The sequence below is a fragment of the Ruegeria sp. O5 genome (assembly GCF_056535105.1).
On sequence record NZ_JBQERN010000004.1, the window covers coordinates 80,753 to 93,752 of the forward strand.

11 protein-coding genes are annotated in these 13,000 nt (G+C 59.2%); 7 read left to right on the top strand and 4 right to left on the bottom strand.

Annotated elements, in window-relative coordinates:
* The first annotated feature begins 217 nt into the window (after window positions 1-217).
* Window positions 218-1,786 (top strand): 2-isopropylmalate synthase, encoded by a 1,569-nt coding sequence (locus ACR0M3_RS08065; RefSeq protein ID WP_480910188.1) that lies wholly within the window; start codon window positions 218-220, stop codon window positions 1,784-1,786.
* 105 nt (window positions 1,787-1,891) lie between these two features.
* Here ACR0M3_RS08065 and ACR0M3_RS08070 read toward each other — a convergent pair whose 3' ends face one another.
* Window positions 1,892-2,677, bottom strand: coding sequence for a 23S rRNA (adenine(2030)-N(6))-methyltransferase RlmJ (locus ACR0M3_RS08070; protein ID WP_480910190.1), 786 nt, complete (start codon window positions 2,675-2,677; stop codon window positions 1,892-1,894).
* Between the two features lie 155 nt (window positions 2,678-2,832).
* Here ACR0M3_RS08070 and ACR0M3_RS08075 point away from each other — a divergent pair, with 155 nt between their 5' ends.
* Genes ACR0M3_RS08075 through ACR0M3_RS08100 form a run of 6 tightly spaced genes read left to right on the top strand, consistent with a single transcriptional unit; the run spans window position 2,833 to window position 9,399 of the window.
* Entirely contained in the window at window positions 2,833-3,879 is a 1,047-nt protein-coding gene (locus ACR0M3_RS08075) for a rod shape-determining protein (protein WP_039523195.1), read from the top strand.
* A 58-nt stretch (window positions 3,880-3,937) separates the two neighbouring features.
* Window positions 3,938-4,840 (top strand): rod shape-determining protein MreC, encoded by a 903-nt coding sequence (gene mreC / locus ACR0M3_RS08080; protein WP_480910192.1) that lies wholly within the window; start codon window positions 3,938-3,940, stop codon window positions 4,838-4,840.
* Window positions 4,833-5,369 (top strand): rod shape-determining protein MreD, encoded by a 537-nt coding sequence (locus ACR0M3_RS08085; protein ID WP_480832246.1) that lies wholly within the window; start codon window positions 4,833-4,835, stop codon window positions 5,367-5,369. The genes mreC and ACR0M3_RS08085 overlap by 8 nt, the downstream gene beginning before the upstream one ends.
* A complete protein-coding gene (gene mrdA, locus ACR0M3_RS08090) occupies window positions 5,366-7,315 on the top strand; it encodes a penicillin-binding protein 2 (RefSeq protein WP_480910194.1) in 1,950 nt (649 codons plus the stop codon). Before ACR0M3_RS08085 ends, mrdA begins: the two co-directional genes overlap by 4 nt.
* Window positions 7,312-8,451 carry a rod shape-determining protein RodA gene (rodA, locus tag ACR0M3_RS08095; protein WP_480910196.1) on the top strand — a complete coding sequence of 380 codons (1,140 nt, stop codon included), beginning with the start codon at window positions 7,312-7,314 and terminating at the stop codon, window positions 8,449-8,451. Before mrdA ends, rodA begins: the two co-directional genes overlap by 4 nt.
* A gap of 15 nt (window positions 8,452-8,466) precedes the next feature.
* Window positions 8,467-9,399: a 2-hydroxyacid dehydrogenase gene (locus ACR0M3_RS08100; protein ID WP_480910198.1), complete on the top strand. Its 933-nt coding sequence runs from the start codon at window positions 8,467-8,469 to the stop codon at window positions 9,397-9,399.
* Between the two features lie 2 nt (window positions 9,400-9,401).
* Here the strand turns inward: ACR0M3_RS08100 and ACR0M3_RS08105 are convergent, their stop codons facing one another.
* The 3 genes from ACR0M3_RS08105 to dut form a co-directional block, all read right to left on the bottom strand.
* Window positions 9,402-11,417, bottom strand: a complete 2,016-nt coding sequence (locus ACR0M3_RS08105) for a M3 family metallopeptidase (protein WP_480910200.1) — start codon at window positions 11,415-11,417, stop codon at window positions 9,402-9,404.
* Window positions 11,418-11,492: 75 nt separating this feature from the next.
* Window positions 11,493-12,542 carry a HesA/MoeB/ThiF family protein gene (locus ACR0M3_RS08110; protein ID WP_480869960.1) on the bottom strand — a complete coding sequence of 350 codons (1,050 nt, stop codon included), beginning with the start codon at window positions 12,540-12,542 and terminating at the stop codon, window positions 11,493-11,495.
* A complete protein-coding gene (gene dut / locus ACR0M3_RS08115) occupies window positions 12,542-12,997 on the bottom strand; it encodes a dUTP diphosphatase (RefSeq protein ID WP_480869958.1) in 456 nt (151 codons plus the stop codon). Before dut ends, ACR0M3_RS08110 begins: the two co-directional genes overlap by 1 nt.
* Window positions 12,998-13,000 lie beyond the last annotated feature (3 nt).

The window sequence follows — 13,000 nt, forward strand, 5'->3', positions numbered from 1 at the left end:
TTGCAAATTGGTTCTTTTCATTCCCGGCGGGCTCTGTATAACCTCAATCCCATGATCAACCGCGCAGATATCCCTTGTGTCGACACCGCCCTTCGCGGTGCGTCGCTGCGTGGCCTACTGATCCTAATCCGCCTCTGAGCGTGCCATCCGGCGCGCCCGCTCAGAGGAGGACGCCAGCGCGCCATAGGCTTTAGGACAGAAGAAGAAAGAGAACCCCATGACCAACGTGACCGACCAAGACCGCGTCTTGATCTTCGATACCACTTTGCGCGACGGCGAGCAGAGCCCCGGCGCCACCATGACCCATGACGAAAAGCTCGAAATCGCCGAGCTGCTGGACGACATGGGCGTCGATATCATCGAGGCCGGTTTCCCCATCGCGTCCGAAGGCGATTTCAAGGCTGTGACCGAAATTGCACAGCGGTCGAAAAACAGCCGCATCTGCGGTCTGGCTCGTGCAAATTTTGCCGATATCGACCGCTGCTGGGAGGCGGTAAAACACGCCGAGAAGAACCGCATTCACACATTCATCGGCACTTCGCCGCTGCACCGCGCCATCCCGAACCTGACCATGGACGAGATGGCAGACAAGATCCACGAAACGGTCAGCCACGCGCGCAACCTGTGCGAAAACGTGCAGTGGTCTCCGATGGACGCGACCCGAACCGAATGGGATTACCTGTGCCGGGTGATCGAGATCGCAATCAAGGCCGGGGCAACCACGATCAACATCCCGGATACGGTGGGCTATACCGCTCCGGTGGAAAGCGCGGACCTGATCAAGCGTCTGATCGAAACAGTGCCGGGGGCGGATGACGTGGTCTTTGCCACCCATTGCCACAACGATCTTGGCATGGCGACCGCGAACTCGCTGGCCGCTGTCGCAGGCGGTGCCCGCCAGATTGAATGCACCATCAACGGTCTGGGCGAACGCGCAGGCAACACGGCGCTGGAAGAAGTGGTCATGGCACTGCGCACGCGCAACGATATCATGCCGTGGCATACTGGCATCGACACCACTAAGATCATGCACATCTCGCGTCGGGTTGCGACGGTCTCGGGCTTTCCGGTGCAGTTCAACAAGGCAATTGTCGGCAAGAACGCTTTTGCCCATGAAAGTGGCATCCATCAGGACGGGATGCTGAAAAACCGCGAAAACTTTGAAATCATGCGTCCTGAGGACATTGGTCTGTCGGGAACATCCTTACCGCTGGGCAAACATTCAGGCCGCGCAGCCTTGCGCGACAAACTCGAAACGTTGGGGTTTGAGGTGGGCGACAACCAGCTCAAGGATATCTTTGTTCGGTTCAAGGATCTGGCGGATCGCAAGAAAGAGGTGTTCGACGACGATCTCATTGCACTGATGACGCTGGACGAGGCTGACGACCACCTGCAGCTGGTTTCGATGAAGGTGACCTGCGGCACGGGCGGTCAGGCGGAATCGACGGTCGAGCTTGAAGTTGAAGGCCTGGACAAAACCGCCACCGAACATGGCGACGGCCCTGTGGATGCGACCTTTAAGGCGATCCGTGCGATTTATCCCAACACAGCACGGCTTCAGCTTTATCAGGTTCATGCTGTGACCGAAGGCACGGACGCGCAGGCAACGGTTTCCGTGCGCCTGGAGGAGGATGGAATGATCGCAACCGGCCAGTCGGCAAACACCGACACCGTCGTGGCGTCAGCAAAGGCTTATATCCACGCTCTCAACCGCCTGATTGTGCGCCGTGAAAAAGCTGGCCCGGGCGCAGATGCGCGCGAGATCAGCTATAAAGACCTGACGTGATTGCATAAATCATCCGGGCAACCGCAAGTTTGGTTGCCCGGAAAATCCAACCCGATTCACAGCGCTGGATTGGGCGCTGCATACCGACCATCACCTCGTATGCTGCTAAAGTTTTGCGAAAAGCTCGGAAAGGCGGTTCATTTCGCCGCCGATACCGAATGGTGCATTCACAATAAACATGCCCGACCCAATCATCCGGTGCCCCTCACGCGCAGGCGGGAACGTCACTTCGTGGCAAATGGCTTTGGGGTAGTTTCGCGATTTGAGAGCCGCAGTCATCCCGGCATGTCGATTGTCCGTCAGGATCGGGTACCAAAGGGCAATCACGCCCACATTCCACTTGCGGTGCAGCTTGGCGATAATGCCGGGCAAGCGGTCGTAATCGGCTTTCACCTCGTAACTTGGGTCAATCAGCATCACGCCCCGGCGTGGAGTCGGAGGCAGCAAAGACTGCGCCAGATCGAACCCATCCTGCTGATAGACCTTCGCCCCAAACGGCGACATCGCCAGCGACAGGGCCGCAAATTCCTGTGGGTGCAGTTCCGCGAGGTGCAAACTGTCCTGTTCCCGTAACATAGTCGCAGCAATCATCGGCGATCCCGGATAGGCCGTGTCGCCGTACCGGGCCTGTACCTGCTTCAGGAGCTGCTCCATCGGGTGGTCGGGCCCGAACCACCCTTCCCGCTGTGCGCGACCGATCCCTGCCTCTGCCTCTCCTGTCCGAATAGATTCGTCTGCATCCAACCGGTACAACCCACGCCCGGAATGCGTCTCGACATAACTGAGCGGCTTGTCCTTGCGTGTCAGATAATCCAGCACCCACGCCAGTAATGCGTGCTTTTGGACATCCGCCAGATTCCCGGCGTGGTAAATGTGTTGATAAGAGAGCATCTTGCCTTCTAAAGTCCCATTCAATAAGGCGGAAAGGTGCTGATTGTCACGGAATCAGCCCTTTTACCGGGCGTGATGGCACCCTATAAGTCATCCGTCCCGGAACCGTCGAGTCGCGGGCAGTAGAAAACCTACATTACAGGATCAGGGAAAACATGGGGATCTTTGGCAATCTGGGCGGCCTGTTCACAGCGGACATGGCTATCGACCTTGGAACAGCAAACACGCTGGTTTACGTCAAGGGGCGCGGTGTCATCCTGTCTGAACCTTCGGTTGTGGCCTATCACGTCAAGGACGGTGTGAAGAAAGTTCTGGCTGTTGGCGAAGATGCCAAGCTTATGCTGGGTCGGACGCCCGGTTCGATCGAAGCCATCCGCCCCATGCGCGAAGGTGTGATCGCGGATTTTGATACTGCCGAAGAAATGATCAAGCACTTCATCCGCAAGGTGCACAAACGCTCGACCTTCTCGAAACCCAAGATCATTGTCTGCGTTCCCCATGGCGCAACCCCGGTCGAAAAACGTGCAATTCGTCAGTCGGTCTTGTCCGCAGGTGCCCGTCGCGCGGGCCTGATTGCCGAACCGATTGCGGCCGCAATCGGGGCCGGCATGCCGATCACCGACCCGACCGGCAACATGGTTGTCGATATTGGCGGTGGCACCACCGAGGTTGCTGTTCTGTCGCTGGGTGACATCGTATATGCCCGTTCGGTCCGCGTTGGTGGTGACCGGATGGACGAGGCCATCATTTCCTACCTGCGTCGCCAACAGAATCTTCTGGTTGGTGAATCCACGGCTGAGCGTATCAAGACAACCATTGGTACCGCCCGGATGCCCGACGATGGGCGCGGTCAGTCGATGCATATCCGGGGGCGTGACCTGTTGAACGGCGTGCCCAAGGAAATCGAGATCAGCCAGGCCCAGGTGGCCGAAGCGCTGTCAGAGCCCGTGCAACAGATCTGCGAGGCGGTTATGACCGCGCTTGAGACAACGCCCCCCGACTTGGCTGCGGACATTGTCGACCGTGGTGTGATGCTGACCGGTGGCGGCGCGCTGCTGGGCGATCTGGACCTGGCTCTGCGCGAACAGACCGGCCTGGCGGTTTCCATTGCGGACGAAAGCTTGAATTGTGTGGCTTTGGGCACCGGCAAAGCACTGGAATATGAAAAACAGCTGCGCCACGCGATTGACTACGAAAGCTAAGGCGCGCACCCTCGGAAGATAGGGTTATGTCGGCGCGAGCAGCACGGGAAGGTAACCTGTGGCAAAAGACCGATCACAGCGCGATGAGTATACGACCCCCCTGCGCCGCTTGTTGTTGGGGATCGTTGTGCTGTGCCTGCTTGGTATCTTCCTTCTGTGGCGCATCGACAGCCCGCGCGTAGAACGGTTCCGTGCGCGAATCGTGGATACGGTTGTACCATCTATGGAATGGGCCATGGTCCCGGTGACTGCCGCCGTCAATCTGGTGCGTGACTTCCAAAGCTATCAGCGCCTGAGCGAACAGAACAGGGAACTGCGTAGCGAACTGCGCCTGATGCGCTCCTGGAAAGAGGCTGCTTTGCAGCTTGAACAGGAAAACGCGCGACTGCTGGATTTGAACAATGTCCGCCTTGACCCGCGTCTGACTTATATCACCGGCGTTGTCATGGCCGACAGCGGGTCGCCATTCCGACAATCCGTTCTGCTGAATGTCGGAGAGCGTGACGGGATCGTGGATGGATGGGCCACGATGGACGGCATTGGCCTGGTCGGCAGGATATCAGGTGTTGGCCCTGACACGGCACGCGTGATCCTTGTGACGGATGCCACCAGCGCGATTCCCGCAACCATTCAACCTTCTGGCCAGACCGCGCTGATCAAAGGCGACAACAACCCCGCGCCCGCGGTGGAGTTTCTTGAAAACCGCGAGCTGGTTCGCCCCGGGGACCGTGTGATCACTTCGGGTGATGGTGGCGTGTTTCCTGCGGGCCTGTTGATCGGTCAAATCGCGGCAGATCCCGGGGGGCGCCTGCGGGTCCGCCTGTCGGCAGATTTCGAAAGGCTCGAATTTCTCAGGGTTCTGCGGTTTCACTCGGCTCCGCCCATTCAGGATCCGGGCAGTATCGTAGGCCCCACCCGCCCAGAGGCGGCGCTGACCCCGGATGAGGTCAGCGATGGATAGACCGGCCTCGCAAATCTGGGCCATGCGCAGCCTTTATGCCTTGCTGGCTTTTGCTGTGCTGTTTCTGCATCTGTTGCCGTTGGACGCTCAACCCGATCGCTGGCCTTTTCCCGACGTCCTGATTGCCCTGACTTTTGCCTGGGTGTTGCGACGGCCCGATTACGTCCCGACTGTATTGGTTGCGCTTGTCATGCTGATGGCCGACTTTCTACTGCAACGTCCACCGGGCCTTTTGGCAGCGCTGACCGTAGTCGGGTCGGCCTATTTGCGGTCAGCGGCGTTGGGTATGAGGGATGCGGGATTTGCCGGAGAATGGATGTCTGTCGGCATTGTGATCACGGCGGTCATTTTGATGAACAGGGTCGTACTATCGGTGATGTCCGTGCAACAGGCCGCATTGGGGCCGGTCGTGATTCAGCTTGTGCTGACGGTCGCTGTCTACCCGTTGGTCGTGATGCTTAGCCAAAGCGCGTTGGGGGTTCGCCGCATATCCGCTGCTGATGTCAGCGCTGTGGGAAGCCGGGCATGAAACAGCGTAAACCCAAGTCCCAGGGCCTTGCCTATAAGCGCCTGCCACGCAGAGCGCTGTTGCTGGGTGGCCTACAGGCGGTGTTCATAGGCGGTTTGGCCGCACGAATGCGGTTCATGCAGGTCGAACAGGCCGACGAATACCGCCTGTTGGCCGAAGAAAATCGTATCAACATCCGGCTTATCCCGCCGACCCGTGGGCGTATCTATGACCGGAACGGCCAGATCATCGGCCAGAACTCACCTTCCTATCGCATCGTCATCGTTCGTGAAGACGCCGATGACGTGGAAAAAGTCATCGCCAAACTGTCGGAACTGATCCCTCTGAACGAAGATGAGATCGAGCGCGCCAGGACTGAAATGCGCCGCTCGGCGCCGTTTCTGCCGGTGACGCTGGCGGATCAGGTCACATGGGAGGATATCTCGAAGGTTGCGGTCAATGCTCCGGCGCTGCCGGGCGTAACGCCCGAGGTCGGCCTGACACGGCAATACCCACGATACGAGGATTTCGCACATATCGTCGGCTATGTTGGCCCGGTCAGTGACTATGACCTCAGCAAGATAGAAGACCCTGAGCCGGTATTGCGCATTCCAAGGTTCCAGATTGGAAAGGTTGGCCTTGAGGCCAAGCAGGAAATCGAACTGCGCGGCAAGGCCGGTGCAAAGCGGGTCGAGGTCAACGCGACGGGTCGCGTCATGCGCGAGCTTGACCGGCAGGAAGGACAACCCGGCGCTGACCTGCAACTGTCCATCGACGCTGATCTGCAACAATATGCACAGGCGCGACTGGCGGGCGAAAGTGCAGCCGCAGTTGTCATAGACTGCGAAACCGGTGACTTGCGTGCGGTCGCCTCGGCACCCAGTTTTGATCCGAACCTGTTTGTTCGTGGCATTTCGGTCGCCGATTACCGGGCATTGACAGAAGACAAGTACCGTCCGCTGGCGAATAAATCCGTGCAAGGAACTTATCCTCCGGGATCGACCTTCAAGATGGTCACCGCGCTGGCCGCGTTGGAAGCGGGCGTAGTCTCTCCCGGCAACACCGTGTACTGCCCCGGACACCTGAAGGTCGGCAGCCGTCGCTTCCATTGCTGGAAGCGTGGCGGGCACGGAACGGTTGACCTCAACCTCTCGCTGAAACGCAGCTGCGATGTCTATTACTATGACGTGGCTCTGCGGGTTGGCATCGACAAGATCTCTGACATGGCCCGCACTTTGGGACTGGGGGTCAAGCATGACATCCCTATGTCAGCGGTGGCGGATGGACTGGCCCCCAACCAGGAATGGAAGCAGCGCGCGCACGGTCAGGAGTGGCTTGTGGGCGATACGGCAAACGCGTCCATCGGCCAGGGATTCATGCTGGCTTCACCGCTGCAGCTTTCTGTGATGGCCGCCCGCATCGCCACCGGTCGCGCGGTCACGCCGCGCCTGGTGCGCTCGATCGACGGTGTTGAACAACCCTCGGGCGCCGGAGAACCACTGGGCCTTAATTCCTACAATCTGGAACAGGTCCGCAAGGCTATGTTCTCGGTCTCGAATGACAGGCGGGGAACGGCATATCGAAGCCGCATCATCGCGGATGAGTTCCGGATGGCGGGGAAAACCGGAACCAGCCAGGTTCGAAACATCACCAAAGCAGAACGGGCCGCAGGCGTGATCCGAAACGAGGACTTGCCGTGGGAGCGTCGCGACCACGCGCTGTTCGTTTGCTTCGCACCGTATGACAACCCAAAATATGCCGTGGCCGTGGTTGTTGAGCATGGCGGCGGCGGGTCCACTGCCGCAGCCCCGGTTGCACGCGACATCATGCTGCAAGCTCTTTATGACGGCACTCCGCCGCTTGAGGCATACCCGGTTGCCGACCGCGAACGCATCAAGGAACAGCAAAAACGGCTGGAGGGTGACAAGCGCCCCAAAGCGCGACCGGATGGAAAGGACCGTGCATGAGCTATCTTGAATATGCCGTCAAATCCACGCCGTCGGGGTTTCGCAAGTTCCTGTATATGAACTGGCCGCTGACGTTGCTGCTGATCAGCACCGCCAGCGCGGGCTTTCTGATGCTGTATTCTGTTGCGGGCGGTTCGTGGACGCCCTGGGCCGAGCCGCAAATGGAACGTTTCGGGCTTGGCCTGACAGTGATGTTCATCATCGCACTGGTTCCGATTTGGTTCTGGCGCAACATGTCGGTGCTGGCCTATCTCGGCTCGGTGGCTTTGCTGGTATTTGTCGAACTGTTCGGCACCATCGGCATGGGTGCGCAGCGCTGGATCGACCTTGGGTTTATGCGCCTGCAACCCTCAGAGGTCATGAAAGTCACGCTGGTCATGTTGCTTGCAGCTTATTACGACTGGCTTCCCTCGCACAAAACGTCTCGTCCGCTTTGGGTTCTTATCCCGGTTGTCCTGATCATCCTGCCTACCTTGCTGGTTCTGAAACAGCCCGATCTTGGCACATCCATCCTGCTTCTGGCCGCAGGAGGTGGGTTGATGTTTCTGGCAGGGGTTCACTGGGCCTATTTTGCCGCCGTTATTGCTGCTGTCGTGGGCCTGATCGCCGCTGTGTTCAACAGCCGTGGGACCGAGTGGCAATTATTGAAGGACTATCAGTTTCGGCGCATCGACACCTTTCTGGACCCGTCCACCGACCCATTGGGGGCCGGATACCACATTACCCAGTCCAAGATTGCCTTGGGGTCCGGGGGATGGAACGGGCGTGGTTTCATGCAAGGCACGCAGTCCCGCCTGAACTTCCTGCCCGAGAAGCATACCGATTTCATTTTCACGACGTTGGCCGAAGAGTTCGGATTTGTCGGGGGAACGACCCTGTTGACCCTTTATGCCTTGATTCTGGTTTTCTGCATGGTCACGGCCCTGGCAACCAAGGACCGGTTTTCATCTCTGGTCACGCTGGGTATCGCGTTGAACTTCTTCCTGTTTTTCGCCGTCAACATGTCGATGGTAATGGGTATGGCCCCTGTCGTGGGTGTACCACTGCCAATGGTCAGCTATGGTGGCTCGGCCATGCTGGTTCTGATGGCAGCCTTTGGCATCGTCCAAAGCGCCCATATTCACCGCCCCCGTTGATCTGAAAGGGCTCTGATGTCTGTGAACGTCCTGTTTTCCGCGCGGCCTGCCCTTTGGCCGGTGTATCAGCCGCTGCTGACACAATATCTTGATGAGGCGGGTCTGGACGTCCAGCTAGGAACCGAGTTCGAACCGGATCAGGTCGATTACGTTGTTTACGCCCCAAACGGAGGGGTACAGGATTTCAGACCTTTCACGCGCCTGAAAGCGGTGCTGAGCCTTTGGGCCGGTGTCGAAAAAATCGTGGGTAACGAAACACTGATCGTTCCATTGGCGCGGATGGTGGATCACGGTCTGACGCAAGGCATGATCGAGTGGGTGGTTGGCCACGTGTTGCGCTACCATCTGGGGATGGACCGGCACATCACGGTACAGGACGGTGTCTGGGCCCCAGACGTCCCACCGCTGGCGCAAGAGCGCAACGTTTGTATTCTGGGGCTTGGAGCATTGGGCGAAGCCGTGGCCCGCGCGCTGACCGCGCTTGAGTTTCGGGTCTTAGGCTGGAGCCGTACAGCCAAGGACATCCCCGGTGTAACCTGCCTGCATGGTGCCGAAGGGCTGCGCCAGGCGCTTTCTCATGCCGAAATCGTAGTCTTGTTGCTGCCCGATACACCTGCCACTGAAAACGCGCTGAATGCGGAAACGCTGGCCCTGCTGCCCAAAGGTGCGCGTATCATCAACCCGGGACGCGGGCCGCTGATTGATGATGATGCGCTATTGGATGCCCTGACCTCGGGCCAGGTGGGCCACGCAACGCTGGATGTGTTCCGTGTCGAGCCCTTGCCCACCAATCACCCCTATTGGGCGCATCCGAATGTCACCGTGACCCCGCATATCGCGTCCGAGACCCGCCCGGTCACTGCCGCACAGGTCATTTGCGAAAACATCCGGCGCGGGGAATCCGGCGAGCCCTTTGTGCACCTGGTCGACCGCACGCTGGGCTACTGACGTCACGCCGCAATCAGACCGCGGCCTTTCAACAGGGCATCCACGCCCGGCAATCGTCCCCGGAACGCCAGATACAGATCCTCTGCCTCGCGCGAACCGCCGGTGGACAAGATATTGTCTTCCAGCGCTTTGGCCCGTTCAGGATCAAAGGCACCACCTGCTTCTTCGAAGGCGGCAAAGGCGTCAGCATCCATCACCTCGGACCACATATAGCTGTAGTAGCCCGAGCTATAGCCATCGCCTGCAAATACATGCGCAAAGTGGGGCGTGGCATGGCGCATTCCAATGGCTTGCGGCATCCCCAACCCGGCAAGAACCTCGGCCTGTTTTGCCATCGGGTCTGCCGGGGCGTCGCCATCGTGGAAGGCCAGATCAACAAGGGCCGAGGCGACATATTCAACCGTCTGGAACCCCTGGTCGAAATTGGCGGCATTCAGCACTTTTTCAAGCATCTCCTGCGGCATCGGTTCGCCCGTTTCGGCCTGGGTGGCAAACTCGGCCAGAACTTCGGGCACTTCCAACCAGTGTTCATAAAGCTGGCTGGGCAGTTCGACAAAATCGCGCGCAACCGAAGTCCCCGAGATGCTTTCATAGGTCACGTTGGACAGCATCTGGTGCAAGGCGTGGCCAAACTCGTGGAACAGGGTGCGTGCATCGTCATAAGACAGCAGCGCCGGATCACCCTTGGCGAAGTTGCAGACATTGATGACAATCGGTGCCTGTTCTTTCGGGAATCTGGCCTGTGCCCGCATCGCGCTGCACCAGGCACCTGATCGCTTTGACCCCCGTGCAAAGTAGTCACCGATGAACACGGCGACATGCCGACCGTTGCGCGTAACCTCCCACGCGCGGCAATCAGGGTGATAAAGCGGCACGTTCAAAGGCTTGAATTCCAGCCCGAACAGGCGGTTTGCACAAGCAAACGATGCCTCGATCATCCGGTCCAGTTGCAGGTAGGGTTTCAGTTCCGCCTCATCCAGATCATGTTCCGCCTTGCGCCGCTTTTCAGCGTAATAGCGCCAGTCCCATGCTTCCAGCGGGCCGTTGACACCGTCTTCCTGCATCATCCGGGTCAGGAATTCCGCGTCCGCATCGGCACGGGCCTTGGCAGGTTCCCACACCTGCATCAACAACTCACGTACCCGGTCCGGAGTACGAGCCATTTCAGTTTCCAGCTTGTAATCGGCGAAGTTGTCATAGCCCAACAGCTTGGCGCGTTCCTCACGCAAACCCAGAATCTCAGCCGCGATGTCGCGATTGTCGGTCTCGCCACCATTCGCCCCGCGGGCAGCCCAGGCGCGATAGGCTTTTTCGCGCAGATCCCTACGGGGTGAAAACTGAAGAAACGGCACGATCAGCGACCGGGAGAGGGTAACAACCGGCCCCAAGGCGCCCTTTTCCGCACCAGCAGCCCGTGCCGCATTCACAACGAAATCCGGCAGGCCCTGCAGATCTTGTTCGGTCAGATCCATGAACCAATCCCGCTCATCCGCCAGCAGGTTCTGGGTAAAGGACGTCCCCAACGAGGCGAGGCGCGACTTGATTTCTTGCATACGAGCGTCTTCGTCCCCGTCCAACGCCGCGCCTGCACGAACAAAACCCCGATGGGTCAGCATCAGAACGCGTGCCTGCTCCTCGGTCAGGTTCAGGTTTTCGCGCCGCGCCCAAAGGTTTGCAACGCGTTCAAACAGCGCCTTGTTCGAAGAAATTCCCGAGAAATGCGCCGACAGCTTGGGGGAAAACGTGCGCTGCAACTCTTCCCGCTTGGGGTTGCTGTCTGCGCCTGCAACAGTGAAGAAGACCGACAGAACCTTGTCCAGCTGCTCGCCCGCAGCCTCAAGGGCTTCGACCGTGTTAGCGAAAGTAGGGGCCTCTGCATTTGCTGCAATCGCGTCGATCTGCGCGTTATGCGCAGTCATCGCCTGATCCAAAGCCGGTGCAAAATCTTCGTCCGAAATATCGGCGAAAGGGGCTATTTCGAATGGGGTGGTCCAGTTGGACAGGATCGGGTTGGTCATGCGGATCTCCTTTGACACAATAGCTAGTTCGCCATGGCCGGGTGTTCCAGAACCCCCAGCCCACGTTAAGAAAGGTTAATTGCTTGCGGCACCGCAAATGGGGCAATCGGCACGGCGGGTCAGCGTGATCTTGCGGCTTTCACCGTATAGGGCGTCGTAGATCAGCATCTCGCCCCGCAGCGCCATGCCAGCGCCCGTGATCACCTTTATCGCCTCAACCGCCATCATCGATCCAACAACACCCGGCAACGGGCCAATCACACCTGCCTCGGAACAGGACGGGGCCAGACCGGGGGCTGGGGCTTCGGGAAAGATACACTGGTAGCACGGGCTGCCATTGACTGGGTCAAACACGCTGAGCTGCCCTTCCCACTGCGACAAGGCCCCCGAAATCAGTGGCTTGCCCAGCGCGGCGGCAGTCCGGTTGGCCAGATAGCGGGTCTCAAAATTGTCCGTACCGTCAAGGATCAGATCGAAGTCGGCAAAAAGATCTGCCGCGATTTCATCGCTCAATCTGCGATGAAAGGGCAGAACCACCACATTCGGGTTCTGCGCCTCCATCGCTTGCTGGGCGGAAAAGACCTTGGGCATATCGATATCAGCATCGCGGTGGATCACCTGCCGCTGCAGGTTCGCATTCTCGACTATATCGTCGTCAATGACCCCGATTGTACCCACACCTGCGGCCGCCAGATATTGCAGCGCCGGGGCGCCCAAACCTCCTGCACCGATCACCAGAACACGGGCTTGTTTCAACTTTTTCTGACCCGGCCCGCCCAATTCGCGCAGCACAATGTGACGGGCGTACCGGTTCAGTTCGGTTTCGGTGAAACGGTCAGAGGGCATGGCGGCTTCCGGTTTGGAGGCCTGCACCGCTCGGTTGCGCAGGGCCTTCAGCACACGGCCATACAGCAAAACGATGGCCGCGAAACCTGCAAGGATCAGCCACAGCGCCGCAGACCCACCGGTTGCTTCGCGCAGGGGGTGCCCATCCGGCAAGATCAGATGAGACAGGACCACCCCGACCAACAACACACTCACCGACAGCACGCGCGCCGATTTAGACGTGCCGGCGATATAGCCAACGCCCCATAGCCCCGCTGCCAGAACAAGAACCAGCAGCATCAGCCGCGCCCGGTCGAGCCGAAACCGCCAGCCCCGCGATCTGTTTCACCCAATGCCTCAGCCAATTCGAATGCCGCCTGCACGACAGGGGCAACTACCAGCTGCGCGATACGATCACCATGGGCAATCTCGAACCGTTCCTGACCGGCATTCATCACGATCACCCCCAGAGGTCCGCGATAGTCACTGTCAATAGTGCCCGGCGTATTGGGCAGCGTGATCCCGTGTTTCAGTGCAAGGCCCGAGCGGGGCCGAACCTGAACCTCGTATCCCTGCGGGATTTCAATGCGCAGACCGGTCGGTACTAGCGCCCGCTGTCCGGGCTCCAACATGATCGAAACCCCCTCGGGCAAGTTGGCACGCACGTCCGCGCCCGCCGCACCCGCAGTTTCGTAGGACGGAAGCGCCACGGCGGGGTCTGCCCCGTCTTCGCGGATCACTCGAATTGCAACCATGGT